Origin of the sequence: Buchnera aphidicola (Ceratovacuna keduensis), from assembly GCF_039372665.1 — a bacterium.
Taxonomy (GTDB): Bacteria; Pseudomonadota; Gammaproteobacteria; order Enterobacterales; family Enterobacteriaceae; genus Buchnera_G; species Buchnera_G aphidicola_D.
This window is the reverse complement of the sequence record NZ_CP134994.1, coordinates 256,987-280,809: the sequence shown is the minus strand read 5'-3', so window position 1 is coordinate 280,809 and position 23,823 is coordinate 256,987. Positions and strand designations below refer to the sequence as shown.

Here is a 23,823-nt window from a genome sequence, read left to right as displayed (position 1 = left end):
ATATAGTATTATATTAATAATTTATTATATAATAAATATTTTTAAAATTCTTATTAATGATAGTATTATATAGGTATTTTTTTCAAAATGAAAAGTTTTTTAATAAAAAATATAAATAAAAAAGAATGGTTTTATGTAAATGCTAAAAAAAAAATATTAGGACGATTAGCATCTACAGTTTCTAAATATTTAATGGGAAAACATAAGTCTAATTATTCTAATAATATAAATAATGGAGATTATATAATTATATTTAATGCTGAAAAAATATCAGTTACTGGAAAAAAAATGAAAAATAAAATTTATTATAGACATACTGGATATGTGGGAGGTTTAAAAAAAATTTCTTTAAAAGAAATGATTTTAAAAAATCCTGAAAAAGTAATAATAAATGCTATAAGAGGAATGTTACCAAAAAATTCTCTTAGAAAATTAATTATGAAAAAATTAAAGGTTTATTCAGGAGAAACGTTAAGGCACATTTCTCAAAAACCAAAATTGTTAAAAATTTAATTGGAAATTTTATATAATTAATTATGAAAACTAAAAACTATGGAACTGGAAGAAGAAAAACTTCTTCAGCTAGAGTGTTTTTAAAAACTGGGAATGGAGAAATTTTTATAAATAAAAAGAATATAAATGATTATTTTAAAACTAATTCTCTTTGTTCTATAGTATTACAACCTATTTTAATTTTAAATTTAAATAATAAATTTAATTTTTTTATTACTGTTAAAGGAGGAGGAATTTCTAGTCAAGCTAATGCAATAAGACAGGGAATTACTAAATCTTTAATAGAATATGATAATATTTTTAAATCTAAATTAAAAAAATTTGGATTTGTTACTAGAGATTCCAGAAAAGTAGAAAGAAAAAAATTTGGTTTTAGAAAGTCTAGAAAAAGACCTCAATTTTCTAAACGATAATAAAATTAATATTGTTTTTATAACCCGGTATAATTTTATGTATACTCGGGTTTTAAACTTTTTTAATATATTTTTATTTTATTTTTTTTTTAAAAATTTTATAATATTTTTGCAAAGTTTATTAGTTCCTTTTTTATATTTAGCTGATATAAAAAATAATTTTTCTTTTATTTTATTTTTTAAGTTTATTATATTAATTTTTTTTTTATAATCTATTTTATCTATTTTATTTAATACAATCCATATTGGTTTATGTAATATATTTTTATTATATTTTTTTATTTCATTTTTTATAACATTTATATTGTTTATAATATTAGAATTTTTTTTTAAAGAAAAATCTACTATATGAAGTAATATTTTACATCTTTCTAAATGTTTTAAAAATTGTATACCCAATCCTATTCCATTCGATGCCCCATAAATTATTCCTGGTAAATCTGCTATTGTAAAATATTTTTTTTTATTTTTAAAAAATACTCCTAAATTAGGATATATAGTAGTAAATGGATATGTTCCTATTTTTGTTTTAGAATTTGATATATTTCTTACCAATGTAGATTTTCCTGAATTTGGCAAGCCTAATGTACCAACTTCAGCAAGAATTGTTAATTGTAATTTAATTTTTAGTTTTTTACCTTTTTTTCCTTTAGTATGTTTTAATGGAGATCTGTTAGTAGAAGATTTAAATCTATAATTTCCTAATCCCTTTTTGCCTCCTTTTATAAGAAGAAATTTTTGTTTTTTTTTAGTAATATCTATTAATATTTTTTTTTTTTTTATGTCTATTATTTTTGTTCCCAATGGTACATTTATATAAATATCTTTTCCTTTTTTTCCAGAGCATTTTTTTTTTTTTCCATTATATCCATTTTCTGCTTTAAAAATTTTTTTAAAATTATATTTCACTAATGTATTTATGTTAAAATCAGATTTTATCCATACATTTCCGCCATCTCCACCATCTCCACCATCTGGTCCTCCTTTAGGAACAAATTTTTCTCTTCTAAAACTTGTGCATCCATTTCCTCCATTTCCTGATTTTACATAGATTAAAATTTCATCAAAAAATTTCATTTATTTCTCTTTATAAGAAAATATCTTTTATTTGAAAGATATTTTTAGATTTTAATATTTTCTTATTTTTAAAATTTTATTTTATTAAATTATATTTATATATTTTTTTTTTTTAATTCCTTTTTTTTTAAAATATATTTTTCCTTTTTTAAGTGCAAATAAGGTATGATCTCTACCGCATCCAACATTTTTTCCTGGATGAAATTTTGTACCTCTTTGTCTTACAATTATATTTCCAGGTTTTACAAATTCGCCTCCAAATTTTTTCATACCTAATCTTTTTGAATTAGAATCTCTGCCATTTCTAGTTGAACCACCAGCTTTTTTATGAGCCATTTTTATATTCCTTTATTATTACTAATTTTTATTATTTTTATTATAGTATATTTTTGTCTATGACCTTGTCTTTTTTTATAATGTTTTCTTCTTTTAAATTTTATTATATTTATTTTTTTTTTTTTATTATGAGAACAAATTTTTGCTGAAACATATTCTTTTTTTAAAAATGGTTTTCCTATAATTGAATTTTCATTTTTACATATCATTAAAACTTTATCAGATATAATTGTTTCTCCTATTTTTAAATTTAATTTTTCTATGTTAATTTTGTCACCAATATTTGCCATATATTGATTTTTATTTATTATAAATATTGCTTTCATATATTTTCCTATTTTATTATTTTTATAATAATAAAAAATAAAATTTAAATAATTATTTTATAAAACTGTTTAAAAATATTTATTAAAAATTTTGTTATATAAAAATTTTATATTTTATATTATATATATTTATAAAAATATTTTTTTATAAAATATATTATTAAAAATATATTTTTACTTTAAATTATTTATTTTTTTCCATTCTTTAATAGAATATGTATAGATTGTAACAGCATGTATTTTTTTTTTTATAATTAAATTATATATTGACTTATATATTATTTGTTGTCTTTGTAAATCTGTTTTATTTATAAAAATATTACTTATTGCTACTATTTCTATATTATCATTTTCTTTTCTAATTTTTATTTTATAAAAATCTATATTTTTTTTTAGTATGTTTTTTATTTTTTCTATTTTCATTTTGTATTTTATTATTATTAATGTTTCATAAAATTATAAGATATTTTTTTAATATAATATATTTTTTAAAAAAGTTTTTATTAATAATTTTTATATTATAAAATTTATTTTTTTATATTATTTTTATACAATTATTAAAAATTTTATATTATATACTTTTAAATAAATTTTTTAAACATTTTATTTGTTATTTACATAATTAGTTATTTAACAAATAATTAATAATTTGATATAATTAAAATATATAAATTTATTGTTATTTTTAAATATTAAAAATTAATAAAAAAATTGAGGTTTTAGTTTGGTTAAAAAAATACCTATAACTATTTTAGGATTTAAAAAACTTAAATATGAATTAAATGATCTTAAAAATGTTAAAAGAAAAAAAATTATAAATAATATTAAAAGAGCAAGAGAACATGGAGATTTAAAAGAAAATGCTGAATATCATGCTGCTAGAGAAGAACAAAGTTTTTGTGAAGGAAGAATTAAAGAAATAGAAAATAAATTATCTAATCTAAATGTTATAGATATAACAAAAGTACCTAATAAAAAAAAAGTAGTTTTTGGAGTAACTGTAACTATTTTAAACATTTTGTCTAAAAAGTTTTTTACATATAAAATTGTAGGTGAAGATGAATCTAATTTTAAAAACAAATTAATTTCTATAAAATCACCTATATCTAGAGGTTTAATAGGAAAATATGTAGGAGAAACATCTTCTATAAAAACTCCTAATGGAAAAATAAAATATAAAATTTTAAATGTAGAACATATATAATATTACAAAAATTTTTATGAAATATAAAAAATTTTCTAAAAGTTCTAAAATTTGGTTAAAAAGAAATTCAATAAATAAAAATGTTTTAATTTCTAAAGAAAAAAAATTAGTTTCTAGATCTTGGTTTAAAATACATGAAATAAATTTAAAAAGTAATATATTTAAAAATAATATGAATATTATAGATTTAGGATCTTCTCCAGGAGGATGGTCAAAATATGCTTCTAAATATATTAAAAATAAAGGTAATATAATATCATGTGATATAAATAACATGAAATTTACGAATAATATAATTTTTTATAAAGGAAATTTATTAAATAAAAAATTTTTAAAACTTTTTTTAAAAAAAATTAGTATATATAATATTGATGTATTAATGTCTGATATGTCACCTAATATTAGTGGAAATAAGTGTGTTGATAATTGCAATATAATAAATTTATTAAATTTATCTTTTAAAATATGTAAAAAAATTTTTTTAAAAAATGGAATTTATATAGTTAAGGCATTTGAGGGAACATATTTAAATAAATATATAAAAATTTTAAAAGATTTTTTTATAAATGTAAAAATTTATAAATTGAAATCTTCTTATAATAGTTCTAGAGAATTGTTTATTGTAGGAAAAGGAACAATAAGATAATTTTTTATAATAGTTGTTATATGAGGTTAATTCTTTGAGTGATTCAGCTAAAAATATAATTATTTGGTTGTTTATATCTGTTATGTTTATGTCTGTTTTTCAAAGTTTTACTGCTAGAAATTCTTTTAATAATAGAATATCTTATACTGCTTTTTTATCAGAAGTAAATAAAAATAAAATATCTGAAGTTACAATTGATGGAAGACAGATAGAAATAATAAGTAAAGATAATAATAAATATTATACTACTATACCAATTAATGACCAAAAATTATTAGATATTTTATTATTAAAAAATATAAAAATATTTGGTAAATCTCCAATTTCACCAGGATTTTTTACTTCTTTAATAATATCTTGGCTTCCTATGTTTTTGTTAATAGGAATATGGATTTTTTTTGTTAGACAGCTCCAATCTGGAGGTAAAGGAGCAATGTCATTTGGAAAAGATAAATCAAAAATGCTTCCAGAAAATAAAATAAAAACTACTTTTTCTGATGTTGCTGGATGCGATGAAGCTAAAGAAGAAGTTAAAGAACTAGTTGAATATTTAAAAAAACCAAAAAAATTTAAAAAATTAGGAGGAAAAATTCCAAAAGGAATTTTATTAATAGGACCTCCAGGAACTGGAAAAACTTTATTAGCTAAAGCTGTTGCTGGAGAAGCTAAAGTTCCTTTTTTTACTATTTCTGGTTCAGATTTTGTTGAAATGTTTGTTGGAGTTGGTGCTTCTAGAGTTAGAGATATGTTTGAAAATGCGAGAAAATTTTCTCCATGTATAATATTTATAGATGAAATAGATGCTGTTGGAAGACAAAGAGGAACAGGTTTAGGTGGAGGTCATGATGAAAGAGAACAAACTTTAAATCAAATACTTGTAGAAATGGATGGATTTGAAGAAAATCAAGGAATTATATTAATAGCAGCAACTAATAGGCCAGATGTTTTGGATCCAGCTTTATTGAGACCAGGAAGATTTGATAGAAGAGTTGTAGTTTCTTTACCTGATGTTAAAGGTAGAAAACAAATATTAAAAGTTCATATTAAAAATGTTCTTGTTAAAAAAAATATATCAACTTCTATTTTAGCTAGAGGAACTCCTGGTTTTTCAGGAGCAGATTTAGCAAATTTAGTTAATGAAGCAGCTTTACTTTCAGCTAGATTAAATAAAGACAGAATATCTATGTTAGAATTTGAAATGTCTAAAGACAAGATAATTATGGGTACAGAAAGAAAATCTATGATAATGACTGAAAAACAAAAAGAATGTACAGCATATCATGAAGCAGGTCATACAATAGTAGGAAGATTGGTTCCAGATCATGATCCAGCTTATAAAGTAACTATAATCCCAAGAGGAATGTCTTTAGGTGCAACATTTTTTTTACCTACAGATGATCAAATAAGTGTTAGTAAACAAAAATTAGAAAGTAAAATATCTACGTTATATGGAGGCAGATTAGCTGAAGAAATAATTTATGGATCTAAAAATATTTCTACTGGAGCATCTCAAGATATAAAAATGGCTACTAATATAGCTAGAAATATGGTAACTAAATGGGGATTTTCAAAAAAATTAGGACCTATATTATATACTAAAGAAAAAGAAGAAATATTTTTAGGAAAAAATATATCTATTTCTTCTAACATATCTAATAATACTATTAGAATAATTGATAAAGAAATAAAGACATTAATAGAATCTAATTATAATAGAGCTTTTAAAATTTTAAAAGATAATATAGACATTCTGCATGCAATGAAAGATGCTTTAATTAAATATGAAACAATTGAGCTTTTTCAAATAGACGATTTGATGAATAGAAGAAATGTTAGAGAAAATATAAATTCTAAAATTGATAAAAAAAAATAGCATATATATAATATATTATTTACAAAACTTCTATATATTTTATTAAAATATGTTAAATAATTTTGTTTGTACTATAATTTATATAAAATATAAAATTTATTATTTTATATTTTTATATAAAAACTTTATATTTTAATATTTTTTATTGATTTTTTTTATAAATGTTTCAATTATATTTATATAATTTTTTAATAATAAATTATTAAGGTGATTATGTATGTTATCTTTTTTACGTTTTTCATTATTGTTTCGATTTCTATAAATTTTATGATTTTAACACAAAAAGGAAAAATGTTAGAAATAAATGATTTTTATAATATAAAAGATAAAAATAAATTATTTTTTTTTAATGTTTTAAAAAACAATTTAACTAATAAAGTTATATCTATTTTGTCATTATTTTTTTTCTTTATTAATTTAATTTTATGTAATTTAATTACATTAAAAAAATAATTATATATTTTAAATAAAATTATATGTTTTAAAATTATTAAAAAAATAAAATTTTATTTTTTAATATTTTTTGTTTTTTTTACCAAGATGGTGAAAATGGTATACACGCTATTTTGAGTTAATAGTGCCTTTTTATAGGTTTACGGGTTCGAATCCCGTTCTTGGTATAAAAAATAATATTAATTTTTTTTTAAATTTTAAAAATAGTTTAAAACACATTTTAATATTAAATTTTATTTTTTTTTTAAAATATTTTTAACCCCGTACTTCTCGGGGTTTTTTATTTTTGTTTTAATTTTATATTAAAAACAAATTTTATAAACATTATTTTTAAAAAAAATATTATATAAAATTTGTTTTTAATATGTTTAAAAATTAAAGGATTTTATTGATGAATAAAGAAATTTTATCTGTTGTAGAATCTGTTTCTAATGAAAAACAATTACCTAGAGAAAAAATATTTGAAGCTTTAGAATTTGCTTTGTCTGCTGCTACTAAGAAAAAATATAATAAAGAAATTGATGTTATAGTTAAAATAGATAGAAAATATGGTAGTTTTAAAACTTTTAGAAGATGGATTATTGTTAATAAGGTTAAATTTCCTACTAAAGAAATTACTTTAGAAGCCGCAAAATTTGATAATAAAAATGTAAAATTAAAAGAATATATAGAAGATGAAATAAGTTCTATTGTTTTTGATAGGATTACTACTCAAACTGCTAAACAAATAATGGTTCAAAAAGTTAGAGAAGCAGAAAAATGTATGATAATTAATAAATTTAGAAAAAATATTAATGAAATTGTTACTGGTATAGTAAAAAAAATTAATAGAGATTGTATTTTTTTAGATTTAGGTAATAATGCAGATGCAGTAATAATGAAAAAAGATCTACTTCCTAGGGAAAATTTTAGATTAGGAGATAGAGTAAGAGGATTGTTATATTATATACACACTGAATCCAAAGTAGCTCAGTTATTTATTAGTAGATCCAAATCTGAAATGTTAGTGGAACTTTTTAAAATAGAAGTTCCAGAAATAGGTGAAGGTTTAATAAAAATAAAAGCTACAGCGAGAGATCCAGGTTCCAGAGCTAAAGTAGCTGTAAAATCTAATGATAAAAGAATAGATCCAGTAGGAGCATGTGTTGGTATGAGAGGTTCTAGAGTTCAAGCAGTTTCTAGTGAATTATGTGGAGAAAGAATAGATATAGTTTTATGGGATTCTAATGAAATAAAATTTGTAATAAATTCTATGTCTCCAGCAAATGTATCTTCTATAATAGTTAATAAAAATAATCATACTATGGATATAGCTGTAGAATCTATAAATTTAGCTCAAGCAATAGGAAGAAATGGACAAAATGTAAAATTAGCTTCTCAATTAAGTGGTTGGGATCTTAATGTCATGACATTGTCTGAATTAAAAAAAAAACATAAAAAATTATAATTAATTTTATATAAATTTTTAATTTTATATAAATATTATAATTTATTTTTAAAAAATTATTTTAAAAAAATATATAAATTTATATAATTATTTTTTTTTATTAAATAAAAAAACAAAATAATTTTTATATAATATAAAAAATTATATTTTATATGAAAAACAAAATTTGTAAAATATTTTTTAAAAAAAAAATAATAAAATAAAAATAAAATTTATTTAATAAAAAATTAATAAAGTAATTAAATTATAAAATTTTTATAAATTTAATATATATATAATAATTTTACTGGAAAAACAAAATATGAAAAATAAAATTAATAAAAAATCTTTTTTAAAGAAAAACGTTTTAGAAAATAAAAATATTAAAGATAAAAAATTTTTTGTAAAAAATAATTTTTCTAATAAATTTAAAAAATCTATTTTTATAAAAAATAAAAATAAAAATGATAATATAAATAATTTAAAAGAAGTTTCAAAAAATAAAAAATTTTTTAAAAAAAACGTTTTTAACAATATATCTTCAGTAAAAAATAAAAATTTTAATAAAAGATCTAGTTTAGACATATTAAAAAAAAATAATATTATAAATAAAAAAAATATTTTAAAAAATGAAAAAATAAAATTTATAAAACAATCTTTTATAAAGCCTAAAAATATTATAAATAAAAATATAATTATAAATAAAAATATTTCTTTAATAAAATTTTCTAGATTATTAGGAATAAAAATAAAAAATATATATAAAAAAATATATAAGTTAGGAATAAAAATAAATAATAATTTTTTAAATTTTAAAGATGCTAAAAAAATATCAAAATTATTAGGATATAAAGTAATAGAAAAAAAAAATACTAAAATGATAGATTTTTTTGAAAAGAAACAATGTTTAAATAATTTAAAAATGAAAAATAGACCTCCTATAGTAACTATAATGGGTCATGTAGACCATGGAAAAACTTCAATTTTAGATTGTATTATATCTAGTAATATAAAAGATAAAGAATTTGGAGGAATAACTCAAAATATATCTGTATATAATACTAAAATAAAAAATAGAAATATAGTTTTTTTAGATACACCTGGACATGAAGTTTTTTCAAATATGAGATCTAGAGGAGCTAAAATAACTGATTTAATAGTTTTAGTAGTTGCAGCAGATGATGGAGTAATGCCTCAAACTATAGAAGCTATAGAACATGCTAAAATTTCAAATGTTCCAATGATAATAGCAATAAATAAAATAGATAAAGTAGATAAAAATATAGATTTTATTAAAAATGAATTAATGAAATATGATATAGTTTCTGAAGATTTAGGTGGTGAAAATATTTTTGTTCTTGTATCAGCTAAGTTTAAAAAAGGTATAAATTCTTTATTAGATGCTATTTTTTTGCAAACAGAAATTTTAGAATTAAAAACATTTTATGAATGTAAAGCTAAAGGTGTTGTTATAGAATCTTTTTTAGATAAAAACAGAGGAATAATATCTGTTATAATAGTTAAAGAAGGTACATTAAAAATAGGAGATTTTATTATATGTGATTTAGAATGTGGAAAAGTTAAAGCTATTAATGATGAATTTGGGAATTCTTTAAATTTTGTTACACCTTCTATTCCAGTTAGAATATTAGGTTTATCAGGAATACCTATTTCTGGTAGTTGTTTTGTAGTTACAAAAAATGAAAAGAAATCTAAAGAATTAGTTTTTTATAGAAAAAATAAAAATAAACAGAAAAAGTTTAATACAGAAAAAAAAATTGAATCAGATAATTTTTTAGAAAATATAAAAACAAAAAATTTTAGTGACATAAATTTGTTAATAAAGGCTGATTCTCAAGGATCTTTAGAAGCTATTTACAATAAAATATTTAATATGTCTAATAAAAATTTTATTATAAAAATAATAAGTTTTGGTGTTGGATCTATAAATGAATCAGATGTTTCTTTAGCTATGACTTCTAAATCAATAATTTTAGCTTTTAATGTTTATCCTAATAAAATAGCTAAAAAAATAATTTTATTAAATAAATTAGATATAAGATATCATTCAATAATATATAATTTATTAAATGAAATAGAATTATTAAAGAAAAAAAAATTAAAATCCAATATAGAAAATTTTTCTTGTGGTTTAGCTAATGTAAAAAATGTTTTTAAAGTTTCTAATTCTATCAATGTTGCTGGGTGTATAGTAACAAAAGGATTTATAAAATGTAATTTAGATGTAAATATAATAAGAAATAAAAAAATTATATTTAAAAGTAAAATAGATTCTATAAAGCATTTTAAACATGATATAAAAAAAGCTAAAAAAGGTTTAGAATGTGGAATTATTATAAAAAATTTTAATAAAATAAAAATAAAAGATATTTTAGAAGTTTTTATAAGAAAAATATTATAATATTTATTTTTATATTAAAAATTTTAGAGAAAATTATGATTTTAGATTTTAATAGAAAATGTAGAATTTCTACTATTATTAGAAAAGAAATATCTAACATTTTATCTTTTTATATAAATGATAAAAGAATTAATTTTTTAGTAACAATTTCAGACGTAGAAATTTCTAAAGATTTAAAATATGCAAAAATATTTTTTACTATTTTAAATATTTTTAATTATAAAAGTATTAAAAATATTATAAAAATATTAAATAGTTATAAAAGATATATAATTAAATTACTTTGTAAAAGAATAATATTAAGAACGGTTCCTAGATTAAAATTTTATTATGATAATTCATTGTCAGAAGGAAGCAAAATATCTAAAATTTTAAAAAAATGTTTTTAACAAAGTAATTTTATATATATAAATTTTTTAGGAATATTTATAATGAAAAAAAATAAAATAAATTCAGAAATATTTTTAAATTTTGGCAAAAATGTTAATGATAGTGGTTCTACGGAAGTACAAATTGCATTAATAACATTTAGAATTAAAAATTTAAAAGTTCATTTTGATTCGAATAAAAAAGATCATAGTAGTAAAAGAGGATTATTATGTATGGTTTCTAAAAGAAGAAAACTTTTAAATTATTTAAAAAAAAAATCATTATCTAGATATAAATATGTAATTAAAAAACTTTCTATAAGAAGATAATAATTTTTAACTATTTTTAGGGCTGTAAAAAGCCCTTATATAAAAATATGTTAAATTTTATATTTTTAAAATTTTTATATTATTAAATTTTATTTTTTTATCAATATTAATTATTTTAATTTAATAAAAAATATTATATGTTTATATTTTTTTTACAATAAATTTTAATAATAATATTTTAAGGAAATTATTTTGCAAAATCATATAAAACATAAATTTAAATATGGTAATAATACTGTTATTTTAGAAACAGGAATTATTGCAAAACAAGCTACTTCCGCGGTAGTTGCAAATATAGATGATACTATAGTTCTTGTAACAGTTGTTTTTAACAAAAAGGTTCAAGAAGAAAATATTTTTTTTCCTTTAAAAGTAGATTATCAAGAAAGAACATATGCTGCAGGAAGAATACCTGGAGGTTTTTTTAGGAGAGAAGGAAGACCTAGCGAAAATGAAATATTAACAGCAAGATTAATAGATAGACCTATAAGACCATTATTTCCAGAAGGTTTATTAAATGAAATACAAATTGTAGCAACTGTTATTTCCGTAAATCCTCAAATTAATCCAGATATAGTTGCTATCATAGGTGCTTCTGCTGCTTTAAATATTTCTGGAATTCCATTTTTTGGCCCTATAGGAGTTGCTAGAGTTGGTTTCATAAATAAAAAATATTATTTAAATCCTACAGTTCAAGATATGAAATTTAGTAATTTAGATTTAATAGTTTCTGGAACTAAAAATGCTATATTAATGGTAGAAGCAGAAGCTAATATGCTAACTGAAAAAGAAATTTTAAATGCTATTTTATTTGGACATAATAATCAAAAAAAACTTATTGAAAATATTTTTTTATTTTCTAAAAAAGTTGTAAAACCAAAAATATATTGCAATGTATTATCACATAAAAAAAAATTATTTTATAAAATAAAAAAACTTTATAAAAATAAAATTATTAGTTCTTATTTAATAAAGTCAAAATTAGAAAGAGAAGATAAAATTGATATTTTAAAAGATGAAATTGTAAATTTTATTAATTTAAAATATTCAAAATATAATAAAATAGAAATAGAAAATTCTATAAATTTAGTTGAAAAACATATTTTTAGAAATATAATGCTAAAAAAATTTAATAGAATTGATAATAGAAATTTTGATGAAATAAGAAAAATATATATAAAAACAGGAATTTTACCTAGAGTTCATGGATCATCTCTATTTACTAGAGGTCAAACTCAATCTTTAGTTTCTATTACTTTAGGAACTTCTAGAGATGCTCAAAATTTAGATGAACTTTTAGGAGATAAAATAGACAATTTTTTATTTCATTATAATTTTCCATCTTATTCTGTTGGAGAAATAGGATTATCTGGATCTCCTAAAAGAAGAGAAATAGGGCATGGAAAATTAGCCAAAAAAAGTTTAATTGCTTCTATGCCTAATATAAAAGAATTTCCTTATACTATTAGAATAGTTTCTGAAATTACTGAATCTAATGGTTCTTCTTCTATGGCTTCTGTTTGTGGTGCTTCTCTTGCTTTAATGGATGCAGGAGTTCCTATAAAATTTGCAATAGCAGGAATAGCTATGGGATTAATAAAAAAATGTAATAAATATATAATATTATCGGATATTTCTGGAGAAGAAGATAGATTCGGAGATATGGATTTTAAAGTAGCTGGAAGTTTTGTTGGAATAACATCTTTACAAATGGATATGAAAATAGAAGGAATAACTATAGAAATAATTGAACTAGCTTTGAAAAAGGCTAAACTGGCTAGATTAAAAATTTTAAATATTATGTCAAATCATATAAATGTACCTAAAAAAGAAATATCTATATTTGCTCCAAGAATTCATACAATTAAAATTGATCCTGGTAAAATAAAAGATGTAATAGGAAAAGGAGGTTCTGTTATAAGAATGCTTACTGAAGAAACAGGTACTACTATAGAAATAGAAGATGATGGAACTGTTAAAATTTCTTCTACTTTAAAAGATCAAGCTAAAAATGCTATAAGGAAGATCAAAAAAATTACTTCTGAAATAGAAGTAGGAAAAATATATTCAGGAAAAATTACAAAAATAGTTGAATTTGGAGCATTTGTATCTATAGGATCAGGTAAAGAAGGTTTAGTTCATATATCACAAATTTCTAATAAAAGAATTAATAAAGTTTCTAATTTTTTAAATATAAATCAAAATGTTTCAGTAAAAGTTTTAGAAATAGATAAAAATGGAAGATTGAGACTAAGTATAAAAGATGCAAAATTTAGTTAAAAAGATATTAAAACATTTTTTTATAATATTTATTTTATTTTGTATATTTTAGTAATATTTTTTGATTAAAAAATTATAATAAATATTATTATTTTTTATTAATATATTTTTATTATTAAAAAAAATTAATATATTTCAATCATATAAATTATATACGAAATTTTATTATTTATGATAAAATAATTAAATCTTATTAAAATTTTTAAAATAGTTTTAAATAAAATTTATTATTTTAGTTAATATAAATAATATTTGTAAATTAAAAGGCATATAAAATTGCATGACTAATAATAAATTTACATTTTCTTCTTTAGGATTAAAAGATTGTTTAATAAAATCATTAAATGAAATAAAATATACAATACCTTCTCCAATTCAAAAATTATGTATACCTTTTTTATTAAAGGGAATAGATGTATTAGGAATGGCACAAACAGGAAGTGGTAAAACAGCTGCTTTTGCTTTACCTTTATTAAATAATATAAAACTAAATTTAAGAATGCCTCAAATTTTAGTATTAACTCCAACTAGAGAATTAGCTATACAAGTGTCAAAATCTTTTTCCATATTTTCTAAATATATTTCAGGAATAAATGTTTTAGCATTATATGGAGGACAAAGATATGAATTACAATTAAAAATATTAAGATTAGGACCTCAAATTATAGTAGGCACTCCAGGAAGATTATTAGATCATATTAAAAGGGGTACTTTAAATCTTTCAAATTTAAAAAGTTTAGTTTTAGATGAAGCTGATGAAATGCTTAGAATGGGTTTTATAGAAGATGTAGAAAATATAATGTCTAATGTTCCTAAAAATCATCAGACTGCTCTTTTTTCTGCTACTATGCCTAATGAAATTAGAAGAATTTCTAGAAGGTTTATGAAATTTCCAAAAGAAATAAAAGTAGAATCTAGTATACAAAATAGACCTAACATAAATCAAAAATTTTGTATAATATATGGAAAAAAAACTGATGCATTAATAAAATTTTTGGAAACAGAAAAATTTTCTGCAACTATAATTTTTGTAAAAACAAAAAATTCTACTATAGAAGTTTCTGAAGTATTAGAAAAAAATGGTTATAATAGTTCTGCATTAAATGGAGATATGAATCAATCTATAAGAGAAAAAACATTAGAAAAGTTAAAAGATGGAAGATTAGATATATTAATTGCAACGGATGTTGCAGCAAGAGGTTTAGATGTAGATAGAATTAGTTTAGTTATTAATTATGATATTCCAATGGATGTAGAATCATATATACATAGGATAGGAAGAACAGGTAGAGCTGGTAGATCAGGAAATGCTCTATTATTTGTAGAACCTAGAGAAAGAAGATTATTGTATAATATAGAGAGATCTATAAAAACTAAAATATTAAGAATAGATTTACCTAATTCTAAATATTTAGAAAAAATTAGATTAAATAATTTTTGTAAAAAAATTATAGAAGAATCAAATAGTAAAGATTTAGATATATATAAAAAAATATTAAAAAAAATGGACGTAATAAAAAATATTGATTCTAATATATTATTACCTATATTATTAAAAATAGCTCAAAAAGATAGACCATTAGTTATAAAAGAAGAGAATAAATTAAGAAAAACTTTTTTAAATAGAAAAATTAAAGAAAATTTTTATGATAAAAATTCAAATAAATTATATAAAAAAAATGTTTATAATATGAATTTATACAAAATAAGTGTAGGTAAAAGAGACGGGGTAGAAGTAAGACATATTGTAGGTGCTATAGCTAATGAAGGTAATATTAGTAGTAAAAATATAGGACATATAAAACTTTTTGATTTTTATTCTACTATAGAAATATCAAAAAATGTGACAAAAAAAAATAATTTTTTAGAAAATTTCAAAAATACTAGAATTTTAAATAAATTAATTAATATTAGATTTATACATGGATTTAAAAACAATGCATTTAATAAAAATTTAAAAAGTAAATTTTTTAAAAAAGATGTTTTTAAAAAAAATATTAATAGAAGAAATAAAAGATTTAATTAAAATTTTTTAATATTATGCCACTACGTGGCATATTTTATTTAATTGCTATTGCATCTATTTCTATATCAGAATTTTTAGGTAGTTTAGATACTTCTACACATGTTCTAGCAGGAAATTTTTTTGTATATTTTTTAAAAAATTTTTTATATATTTTATTTATTATTTTTATATTTTTAATATTTGTTATAAAAATTGTAATTTTTGCTATATTTTTTATTTTTAAATTATTATATTTTATAATATTTTTTATGTTTTTTAATACTATTTTAGTTTGTAAAGATATGTTTTTAGGAATTTTTTTGTTTTTTGTAGATATTGGTATTTGACCTGATATCATAAAAATTCCTTTTGATTCATAAATATAACTATATGGACCTATTTCTTTTGGAATATTTTTTTTAATATTTTTCATTTTATTAAAAATTTTATATTATTTTTTTTATATATTTTTTTATTATATATTAAAAATGTAATTAAAATTTTAAAAAATTTATATTTTTTTTTAAACTTAATATCATTATTGCTTGTATTATATATATTTTATTTTCTGCTTGTTCAAAAACTAAACTATTTTTAGATTTAAAAACTTCGTCAGTTATTTCTAATCCATTTTTAATTTTATATTTTTTAAAAATTTTTTTAGAAAATTCTGTTTTATTATTATGAATTGCAGGCATACAATGTAAAATTTTTGTATTACAATTTTTAGTTTTTTTTAATAAATTTTTATTAATTTGATATTTTTTTAATAATTTTATTTTTTCTTTTATTTTATTATTTTTTTGATTCATAGAGAACCATGTATCAGTATATATAAAATCTACATTGTTTAATCCTATATATTTATTTTCTGTACATAATATCTTCTTATTTTTTTTTTTAATTTTTGGTAAAAATTTTTTATTAGATATCATATTTACATTTATTTTTAAAATATTTGAAGCTTCTAAAATAGTTTTTGCAATATTGTTTTTACAATCTCCTATATATGCAATAGTAATTTTATATAATTTTTTATTTTTTTTAGAATTTTCTATAATTGTAAATATATCTGATAATATTTGTATAGGATGATATTTATTAGTAAGACCATTCCATACAGGTATTTTAGAATATTTTTTTATTTTTTTTATTATATTATGATTTGGTCCTCTATATTGTATAGCATCATACATAAAGTTAAATATTTTTATAGTATCTTCTATAGATTCTTTTTTTCCCATATGAGTGTTTTTTACATCTAAGTTTGTTACATTTACTTTTTGATTAAAAGCAGATATTTCGAATGCACATCTAGTTCTTGTTGAATTTAGTTCAAATATTGATATTATTTTTTTACCTTTTAAAAATGATTTTTCTTTTTTTATTTTTTTTAAATATTTTAATTTTTTAGCTAAATTAATTATTTTTTTTATTTCTAATTTATTTAAGTCTTTTAAAGATAATAAACTTTTTTTATATAATGAATTTTTCATAATATATTTTTTATATGATTTTAATTTTTATGTATTTTAGTGTAAAATTTTTTATTTTTATATATTTTATTTTTATTTTTATATTTATATAATAATTTTTAATTATATATTTTATTTTTTATTATTTTTATAATATATAATATTTTAATAAATATTTTTAAAATTATTTTTTTTTAAATATAAAATTTATTAATATTTTTAATATATATTATATTTTTTATTTTTGTAATATAAAAAAAATATTATCATTTTTAAAAGTACAAAATTTTTATATGTTATATTTATTTCTATAAATATATTTTTATTTAATATATATATTTTTTTTTGATATAATTTTAATTTGTTTTAGTATTAAAAAATTTTATTAAAATATATATTTTAAATTAAAAAACAATTAATTTTTATAATAAAAACAATATGAAAAAAATATATGATCATAAAAGAATAGAAAAAGTTTTATATGATTTTTGGGAAAAAAATGGTTACTTTGAATATAAAAAACAAAATAAAAATAATTTTTGTATAGTAATGCCTCCCCCAAATATTACTGGAGATTTGCATATGGGTCATGCATTTCAACATACTATAATGGATATTATAATAAGATATAATAAAATGATTGGTAAAAACATATTATGGCAACCTGGTACTGATCATGCTGGAATAGCAACTCAAATAATAGTAAAAAATTATTTATTTTCAAAGTATAAATCTAATAAGATAAAATTTTCTAAAAAAGATTTTTTAAGAGTTATATGGAAATGGAAAGATAAAATGCAGAATAATATTTATTCTCAAATAAGAAGATTAGGTAGTTCAGTAAATTGGAAAAGGAATTGTTTTACTATGGATAAAAATATGTCCCATTCTGTTAAATTTGCTTTTATATCTTTATACAATAAAAATTTAATATATAAAAAAAAATCTTTAGTAAACTGGGATTTTAGTTGCAAAAGTGTTATATCAGATATAGAAATAGAAAAAAAAAAATGTAAAGGATTCATGTGGTATATAAAATATTATATTGTAAATAATAATGAAATAAAAAATAAAAAAAAATATATAATAGTTGCAACAACAAGACCTGAAACTCTTTTAGGTGATGTTGCTATTGCTGTTAATCCAACTGATTCTAGATATAAAAACTTTTTAGGAAAAAAAGTTTTAGTTCCTATTGTTAATAGAATTATTCCTATAATATCAGATAAAACTATAAAGAAATTTAAGGGTACTGGGTGCGTCAAAATTACTCCAGCTCATGATTTTAATGATTATAAAATAGCTTATAATAATAAATTACCTATAATAAACATTTTTACTGATTCTGGAAATATTTGTAAAAAATTTACAATATATTTTAATAATATTGTTCATAAAGAAAATTCTCCAAAATTTTTACATAATTTAGATAAATTTATAGCAAGAAAAAAAATTATAAAAATTTTAAAAAAAAATAATTTATTAGATAAAACAATTAATACAAATATAAAAATTTTTGTAGGTGATAGAACAGGTTCTTTAATAGAACCTAGAATAACTGATCAATGGTATTTAAAAGTAAATAAAATTTCTAAAAAAGCATTAAAATTAGTTAAAGATGATTTAATAAAATTTATTCCAGAAAAATATAAAAATGTATTTTTTTCTTGGATGAAAAATTTAGATGATTGGTGTATATCAAGACAATTATTTTGGGGTCATAGAATACCAGTATGGTATGATAAAGCTGGTAAGATATATGTAGGAATTAATAAAAAAGAAATTATAAAAAAAAATTTATTACCAAAGAATTTTTTTTTAAAGAGAGATAAAGATGTATTAGATACTTGGTTTTCTTCAGCTATATGGTCTTTTTCTTCTTTGGGTTGGCCTAAAAAAAATAATTTATTAAAAATGTTTCATCCTACTGATGTTTTAGTTAGTGGTTTTGACATTATATTTTTTTGGATATCTAGAATGATAATGTTAACTTTAGTTTTATTAAAAGGAAATAAAAAATTTCCTATTCAAATACCTTTTAAAAAAGTTTATATAACAGGATTAATACGAGATGACATTGGAAATAAAATGTCTAAATCTAAAGGAAACGTGATAGATCCAATTGATATAATAGATGGAATTTCTTTAAAAAATTTATTAAAAAAAAGAACTAAATATATGTTTAAAAGTTCTATGAAAAATAATATTTTTATTAGAACAAAAAAAAATTTTCCTAATGGAATAGATTCTTATGGAGTTGATGCTTTAAGATTTACTTTAGTTTCTTTATCTTCTCCTACTAGAAATATAAATTGGGATATGAAAAGATTAAAAGGATATAAAAGTTTTTGTAATAAAATTTGGAATATTAATGTTTTTATATTTTCTAATATATCTAAAAAAGAAATAAATAAAGACATGGTTTTTAGAAAATTTAATATTATAGATATTTGGATAATTTCAAAATATAATATTATGATAAAAAAATATAGATACTATATAGACAACTTTAGATTTGATAAAGCTTCTATAGTTTTATACAATTTTATTTGGAATAATTTTTGTAATTGGTATTTAGAATTTTTAAAAATAATTTTTAAATTTTTTTCTAAAAAAGATATATTATATTGTAAAAATAATTTAATTAAAATCTTTGAATTATTATTAATTTCTTCTCATCCTATTATTCCATTTATAACAGAATCAATATGGCAAAAAATAAAATGTTTTACAAAAAATTGTTCTAAAAGTATTTTATTACAAAAATTTCCTAATTATAAAAAAAATCTTGTAAATAAAAACGTTTTATATAATGTAACTTTTATAAAAAAATTTTTAAAAAATATTAGATCTATTAGAAACAAAATAAAAATAAATTTTTCAAAAAAAATTTCCGTTGCAATAAAATTTTATGAAATTTCTTTAAAAAAAATTTTTTTTAAAAACATATATTTTTTAGAAAAAATGGCTAATTTAAAAAAAATAATTTTGGTCGAAAACACATATGATTATAGAAATCATTTTGTTAAAATTTTAAAAGAAGCGAAAATAATTATTATTTATAAAAAACAATGTAATAATGTATTAGATATTAAAAATTTTATAGATAAAATAAAAAAAATAAATTTTAATATAAATATTTCAAAAAATAAACTTAGTAATAAAAATTTTATAAAAAAAGCTCCTAAAAATATAGTAGAATTTGAGAAAAATAAAATTTTTAATTTAAACAAAATTAAAAAATCAATTATAAAAAAAATAAAGAAAATTAAATAATTATTAAAAAATTATCAAAGAATTATATTTTTTTTATTTATTTTATTAATAATGTATAAATTTGTTTATAATTATATTTTTTTAATTTATAATTTTAATATATTTTTTCTTTATACTTTTTGGTAAATAAAAATGAAAATTTTTTCTATAAAAGAAATATTTTATAATAAAATAAAAATTAAAAAAACAATAAAAGTTTATGGATGGATAAGAAGCAAAAGAGATTCTAAAAATGGAATATCTTTTATTGATATTTTTGATGGATCTTGTTCTAATACTTTACAAATTATAGCTAAATCAAATTTAAAAAATTATAAAGATGAAATTATTAAATTAACTAGTGGTTGTTCTATTTGTGCAATAGGTATTTTAATATATTCTAGAAGAAAGGAGCAAAAATATGAATTATTATTAAATAAATTAAAAATTTTTGGAATTATAAATGATCCAGATAAATATCCTATTTCTTTAAAAAAACATACTTTTGAATATTTAAGAAAATTTGCTCATTTAAGACCTAGAACTAAATTTTTTAGTTCTGTTTCAAGAATTAGAAATAGTTTATTAAATGGTATAAATAATTTTTTTAAAAAAGAAAATTTTATATGGGTTCCAACTCCTATTATTACTAGAATAAATACTGAAGGATCAGGATCTATGTTTAATGTAAGTCCATATAATTTTTTTCAAAAAAGCAAATTGTTGAATGAAAAAAAAAAATTTTTTAAAGATTCTTTTTTAACTGTATCAGGTCAATTAACTTTAGAAACTTATGCATCTGCTTTGTCTAAAGTATATACATTTGGTCCAGTATTTAGATCAGAAGATTCTAATACTAAAAGACATTTATCTGAATTTTGGATGCTAGAAGTAGAAGTATCTTTTTTTGATTTAAAAAAGATAATATTATTGTCTAAAAATATTTTAAAATATGTTTCTGAATATATATTAAAAGATTGTCTTTATGATATAGAATTTTTAGAAAAAAATTTTAATAAAAATATAATAATTAATTTAAATAATTTGATAGAACTAAATTTTATAGAATTAGAATATAAAGATATCATTATTTTATTAAATAAATTAGGAAAAAAAATATCTTTTGGAGAAGATATATCTTTAGATAAAGAAAAATATATTGTAAATAAATATTTTTGTAAACCTGTAATAATAAAAAATTTTCCTAAACAATTAAAAGCATTTTATATGAGAAATAATTCTGATAATGTTACTGTTGCTTCTATGGATATATTTCTTCCTAATATAGGTGAAGTTGTAGGAGGTTCTCAAAGAGAAGAAAGATTAGAAATATTAGATAATAAATTTAATGAATTTAATTTAAGTAAAGAAAAATATTGGTGGTATAGAGATTTAAGAAAATATGGAACTTCTTTTCATTCAGGATTTGGAATAGGATTTGAAAGATTATTATGTTATATAATAGGATTAGAAAATATTAGAGATGCATCTCCTTTTCCAAAAACTCTTAATAAATTTAATTATTAAAATTTAATACTTTAATTTTTAATATTTTTTATTAACAAAAATTTCCTAATATTTTTCCTCCTAATAAATGCATATGTAGATGTGGTATTGTTTGTCCTCCATGTTTATTACAATTTATTACAATTCTATATCCATCTTTATAAAAATTAAGTTTTTTTGCTATTTTTATTGCTACATACGTCATAGTTCCTATTATATGTTTATTTTTTTTATTTATTTTGTTTGTAGATTTGATTATTTTGTTAGGAACTATTAGTATATGTATTGGAGATTTAGGTTCTATATCTTCAAAAGCTGTAACTTTTTTATTTTGATATATTATTTTTGATTTTATTTTTTTTTTTATTATTTTCATAAAAATATTTTTACAATTCATATTAATTTCCTTTTTTAATTTATTAGATTTTTTATATTGTGGGTTATAAAACCCACTATTATTTGATATTGTTTAATTTTTTTTTAAATATTCTTCAATATTGTTTTTTATATTATCTGATTTAGTACCAAAAATTGCTTGAACTCCACATCCAGAAATTATTACAGCAGATGCTCCCAGATCATTTATTTTATTTTTGTCAACTTTAGATGAATTAAAAACTGTTATTCTAAGTCTTGTTATACATGCATCTAAATTAGATATATTTTCTTTTCCTCCTAAAGCTTTAATTAATTCTGGAATAATATTTTTATTTTTTTTGAAAGTTTTATATATTTTTTCTCTTCCAGGAGTATTTAATTTAAAAAATTTTATTAATGTTACAAATATTATATAATATATAAAACCATATAATATTCCTATTATAGGAAATAATAAAATATTATTACTATTTCCGCTTAATATCATAAAATCTATAATTCCATGAGAAAAACTTGCTCCTGCTCTCATGTTTAACAAAATACATATTGCAAATGCTAATCCTGATAATATAGAATGAACTACATATAAAATCGGTGCTGATATCATAAATGTAAATTCAATTGGTTCTGTAATACCTGTTATAAATGAAGTTAAAATAGCTGATGTCATTAAACCACCTATTTTTTTTTTATTTATTTTTTTAGCACATTTCCATATTGCTATAGCAGCTCCAGGCAATCCATACATTTTAAATAAAAATCCTCCAGATAATTTACCAGCTGTAATGTCACCAGCCATATATCTTGCAATATCTCCATGAAATATTTTTCCTGAACTATTTACATATTCTCCTACTTGCATTTGAAATGGTACATTCCATATATGATGAAGTCCTAATGGTATTAATGCTCTTTCTATAGATCCATAAATAAAAAATGCTAATATTGGATTTTGATATGCAGCCCATTCAGAAAATTTTTGTATTGTTTTGCCTATAGGAGGCCATATTAATGATAATAAAATTCCTAAAATTATTGAAAATAATCCTGATATTATTGGTACGAATCTTTTTCCTGTAAAAAATCCTAAATATTCTGGAAGGTTTATTTTATAAAATACATTAAATAAGTATGCTGACATTGCACCTGATAAAATTCCACCTAAAATTCCTGTATCAATTAAATTAGTTTGTTTTTCTAATATATCGTTAAGATTTGTAAAAATAGGTAATGTTACAGAAAATGTTTTAGACATTATTTCATATGAAATAACAGATGCTAATGCTGCTACACCATCATTTTTAGTAAAACCTAATGATATTCCTATAGCAAAAATTAGAGGCATATTTTTGAATATAGAGCTTCCAGATTCAATCATTATATTTGAAATTAAATTAGGAATAATAGAAAAATTAGCTGATCCTATACCTAATAATATGCCTGCTATTGGAAGAACAGAAACAGGTAACATCAAAGATTTTCCTATTTTTTGTAAATTAGAAAAAATGTTTTTAAACATATTTAATCTCTATTTTTT

The 23,823-nt window shown here is 18.9% G+C and carries 21 protein-coding genes, 1 tRNA gene and 1 pseudogene; 15 read left to right on the top strand and 8 right to left on the bottom strand.

Annotation, left to right across the window (positions count from 1 at the left end; genetic code table 11):
* Positions 1-87 precede the first annotated feature (87 nt).
* Together rplM and rpsI are read left to right on the top strand one after the other, a co-directional pair.
* Positions 88-513: a 50S ribosomal protein L13 gene (gene rplM, locus RJK19_RS01315; RefSeq protein WP_343183915.1), complete on the top strand. Its 426-nt coding sequence runs from the start codon at positions 88-90 to the stop codon at positions 511-513.
* 20 nt (positions 514-533) lie between these two features.
* A complete protein-coding gene (gene rpsI / locus RJK19_RS01310; protein WP_343184212.1) occupies positions 534-926 on the top strand; it encodes a 30S ribosomal protein S9 in 393 nt (130 codons plus the stop codon).
* Between the two features lie 78 nt (positions 927-1,004).
* Here the strand turns inward: rpsI and cgtA are convergent, their stop codons facing one another.
* The 4 genes from cgtA to RJK19_RS01290 all read right to left on the bottom strand — a co-directional run bounded on the left by cgtA (position 1,005) and on the right by RJK19_RS01290 (position 3,088).
* A complete protein-coding gene (gene cgtA, locus RJK19_RS01305) occupies positions 1,005-2,003 on the bottom strand; it encodes an Obg family GTPase CgtA (protein ID WP_343183914.1) in 999 nt (332 codons plus the stop codon).
* Positions 2,004-2,087: 84 nt separating this feature from the next.
* On the bottom strand, positions 2,088-2,339 hold the full coding sequence (gene rpmA / locus RJK19_RS01300) for a 50S ribosomal protein L27 (protein WP_343183913.1): 252 nt from the start codon (positions 2,337-2,339) through the stop codon (positions 2,088-2,090).
* 2 nt (positions 2,340-2,341) lie between these two features.
* Complete coding sequence (gene rplU, locus RJK19_RS01295; RefSeq protein ID WP_343183912.1) at positions 2,342-2,665, bottom strand: 50S ribosomal protein L21; 324 nt, start codon at positions 2,663-2,665, stop codon at positions 2,342-2,344.
* Between the two features lie 174 nt (positions 2,666-2,839).
* Entirely contained in the window at positions 2,840-3,088 is a 249-nt protein-coding gene (locus tag RJK19_RS01290) for a BolA/IbaG family iron-sulfur metabolism protein (RefSeq protein ID WP_343183911.1), read from the bottom strand.
* Between the two features lie 301 nt (positions 3,089-3,389).
* Here RJK19_RS01290 and greA point away from each other — a divergent pair, with 301 nt between their 5' ends.
* The 11 genes and pseudogenes from greA to RJK19_RS01235 all read left to right on the top strand — a co-directional run bounded on the left by greA (position 3,390) and on the right by RJK19_RS01235 (position 15,693).
* Positions 3,390-3,869 carry a transcription elongation factor GreA gene (gene greA, locus RJK19_RS01285; protein WP_343183910.1) on the top strand — a complete coding sequence of 160 codons (480 nt, stop codon included), beginning with the start codon at positions 3,390-3,392 and terminating at the stop codon, positions 3,867-3,869.
* A 16-nt stretch (positions 3,870-3,885) separates the two neighbouring features.
* Positions 3,886-4,515, top strand: coding sequence for an RlmE family RNA methyltransferase (locus tag RJK19_RS01280; protein ID WP_343183909.1), 630 nt, complete (start codon positions 3,886-3,888; stop codon positions 4,513-4,515).
* Positions 4,516-4,549: 34 nt separating this feature from the next.
* Positions 4,550-6,388, top strand: a complete 1,839-nt coding sequence (gene ftsH / locus RJK19_RS01275; RefSeq protein ID WP_343183908.1) for an ATP-dependent zinc metalloprotease FtsH — start codon at positions 4,550-4,552, stop codon at positions 6,386-6,388.
* A 267-nt stretch (positions 6,389-6,655) separates the two neighbouring features.
* On the top strand, positions 6,656-6,841 hold the full coding sequence (locus tag RJK19_RS01270; RefSeq protein ID WP_343183907.1) for a hypothetical protein: 186 nt from the start codon (positions 6,656-6,658) through the stop codon (positions 6,839-6,841).
* A gap of 81 nt (positions 6,842-6,922) precedes the next feature.
* Positions 6,923-7,008, top strand: a tRNA-Ser gene (locus RJK19_RS01265).
* Positions 7,009-7,232: 224 nt separating this feature from the next.
* Positions 7,233-8,279, top strand: a pseudogene (gene nusA, locus RJK19_RS01260) (transcription termination factor NusA); the annotation flags it as partial.
* A gap of 310 nt (positions 8,280-8,589) precedes the next feature.
* Positions 8,590-10,689 carry a translation initiation factor IF-2 gene (infB, locus tag RJK19_RS01255; protein WP_343183906.1) on the top strand — a complete coding sequence of 700 codons (2,100 nt, stop codon included), beginning with the start codon at positions 8,590-8,592 and terminating at the stop codon, positions 10,687-10,689.
* 35 nt (positions 10,690-10,724) lie between these two features.
* Positions 10,725-11,078 (top strand): 30S ribosome-binding factor RbfA, encoded by a 354-nt coding sequence (gene rbfA, locus RJK19_RS01250; protein WP_343183905.1) that lies wholly within the window; start codon positions 10,725-10,727, stop codon positions 11,076-11,078.
* Positions 11,079-11,120: 42 nt separating this feature from the next.
* A complete protein-coding gene (gene rpsO / locus RJK19_RS01245) occupies positions 11,121-11,387 on the top strand; it encodes a 30S ribosomal protein S15 (RefSeq protein ID WP_343183904.1) in 267 nt (88 codons plus the stop codon).
* A 192-nt stretch (positions 11,388-11,579) separates the two neighbouring features.
* A complete protein-coding gene (gene pnp, locus RJK19_RS01240; protein WP_343183903.1) occupies positions 11,580-13,667 on the top strand; it encodes a polyribonucleotide nucleotidyltransferase in 2,088 nt (695 codons plus the stop codon).
* A 280-nt stretch (positions 13,668-13,947) separates the two neighbouring features.
* Positions 13,948-15,693 (top strand): DEAD/DEAH box helicase, encoded by a 1,746-nt coding sequence (locus tag RJK19_RS01235; protein WP_343183902.1) that lies wholly within the window; start codon positions 13,948-13,950, stop codon positions 15,691-15,693.
* A gap of 34 nt (positions 15,694-15,727) precedes the next feature.
* Here RJK19_RS01235 and RJK19_RS01230 read toward each other — a convergent pair whose 3' ends face one another.
* Together RJK19_RS01230 and argF are read right to left on the bottom strand one after the other, a co-directional pair.
* Complete coding sequence (locus tag RJK19_RS01230) at positions 15,728-16,105, bottom strand: Rid family detoxifying hydrolase (protein ID WP_343183901.1); 378 nt, start codon at positions 16,103-16,105, stop codon at positions 15,728-15,730.
* Positions 16,106-16,166: 61 nt separating this feature from the next.
* Positions 16,167-17,168 carry an ornithine carbamoyltransferase gene (argF, locus tag RJK19_RS01225; protein ID WP_343183900.1) on the bottom strand — a complete coding sequence of 334 codons (1,002 nt, stop codon included), beginning with the start codon at positions 17,166-17,168 and terminating at the stop codon, positions 16,167-16,169.
* 417 nt (positions 17,169-17,585) lie between these two features.
* On the opposite strand from argF, the gene RJK19_RS01220 reads away from it, so the two are divergent.
* Entirely contained in the window at positions 17,586-20,423 is a 2,838-nt protein-coding gene (locus RJK19_RS01220; protein ID WP_343183899.1) for a valine--tRNA ligase, read from the top strand.
* Positions 20,424-20,555: 132 nt separating this feature from the next.
* A complete protein-coding gene (gene asnS, locus RJK19_RS01215) occupies positions 20,556-21,929 on the top strand; it encodes an asparagine--tRNA ligase (protein WP_343183898.1) in 1,374 nt (457 codons plus the stop codon).
* A gap of 31 nt (positions 21,930-21,960) precedes the next feature.
* Here asnS and RJK19_RS01210 read toward each other — a convergent pair whose 3' ends face one another.
* Positions 21,961-22,305, bottom strand: coding sequence for an HIT domain-containing protein (locus RJK19_RS01210; RefSeq protein ID WP_343183897.1), 345 nt, complete (start codon positions 22,303-22,305; stop codon positions 21,961-21,963).
* A 72-nt stretch (positions 22,306-22,377) separates the two neighbouring features.
* A complete protein-coding gene (gene ptsG / locus RJK19_RS01205) occupies positions 22,378-23,805 on the bottom strand; it encodes a PTS glucose transporter subunit IIBC (RefSeq protein ID WP_343183896.1) in 1,428 nt (475 codons plus the stop codon).
* Positions 23,806-23,823: the final 18 nt, after the last annotated feature.

Excerpts from the sequence above, each read along its gene's own strand:
- rplM (WP_343183915.1), top strand. The coding sequence starts at position 88 with ATGAAAAGTTTTTTAATAAAAAATATAAATAAAAAAGAATGGTTTTAT.
- cgtA (WP_343183914.1), bottom strand. The coding sequence starts at position 2,003 with ATGAAATTTTTTGATGAAATTTTAATCTATGTAAAATCAGGAAATGGA.
- rpmA (WP_343183913.1), bottom strand. The coding sequence starts at position 2,339 with ATGGCTCATAAAAAAGCTGGTGGTTCAACTAGAAATGGCAGAGATTCT.
- rplU (WP_343183912.1), bottom strand. The coding sequence starts at position 2,665 with ATGAAAGCAATATTTATAATAAATAAAAATCAATATATGGCAAATATT.
- RJK19_RS01290 (WP_343183911.1), bottom strand. The coding sequence starts at position 3,088 with ATGAAAATAGAAAAAATAAAAAACATACTAAAAAAAAATATAGATTTT.
- RJK19_RS01280 (WP_343183909.1), top strand. The coding sequence starts at position 3,886 with ATGAAATATAAAAAATTTTCTAAAAGTTCTAAAATTTGGTTAAAAAGA.
- RJK19_RS01270 (WP_343183907.1), top strand. The coding sequence starts at position 6,656 with ATGATTTTAACACAAAAAGGAAAAATGTTAGAAATAAATGATTTTTAT.
- infB (WP_343183906.1), top strand. The coding sequence starts at position 8,590 with ATGAAAAATAAAATTAATAAAAAATCTTTTTTAAAGAAAAACGTTTTA.
- rbfA (WP_343183905.1), top strand. The coding sequence starts at position 10,725 with ATGATTTTAGATTTTAATAGAAAATGTAGAATTTCTACTATTATTAGA.
- rpsO (WP_343183904.1), top strand. The coding sequence starts at position 11,121 with ATGAAAAAAAATAAAATAAATTCAGAAATATTTTTAAATTTTGGCAAA.
- RJK19_RS01235 (WP_343183902.1), top strand. The coding sequence starts at position 13,948 with ATGACTAATAATAAATTTACATTTTCTTCTTTAGGATTAAAAGATTGT.
- RJK19_RS01230 (WP_343183901.1), bottom strand. The coding sequence starts at position 16,105 with ATGAAAAATATTAAAAAAAATATTCCAAAAGAAATAGGTCCATATAGT.
- argF (WP_343183900.1), bottom strand. The coding sequence starts at position 17,168 with ATGAAAAATTCATTATATAAAAAAAGTTTATTATCTTTAAAAGACTTA.
- RJK19_RS01220 (WP_343183899.1), top strand. The coding sequence starts at position 17,586 with ATGAAAAAAATATATGATCATAAAAGAATAGAAAAAGTTTTATATGAT.
- asnS (WP_343183898.1), top strand. The coding sequence starts at position 20,556 with ATGAAAATTTTTTCTATAAAAGAAATATTTTATAATAAAATAAAAATT.
- RJK19_RS01210 (WP_343183897.1), bottom strand. The coding sequence starts at position 22,305 with ATGAATTGTAAAAATATTTTTATGAAAATAATAAAAAAAAAAATAAAA.
- ptsG (WP_343183896.1), bottom strand. The coding sequence starts at position 23,805 with ATGTTTAAAAACATTTTTTCTAATTTACAAAAAATAGGAAAATCTTTG.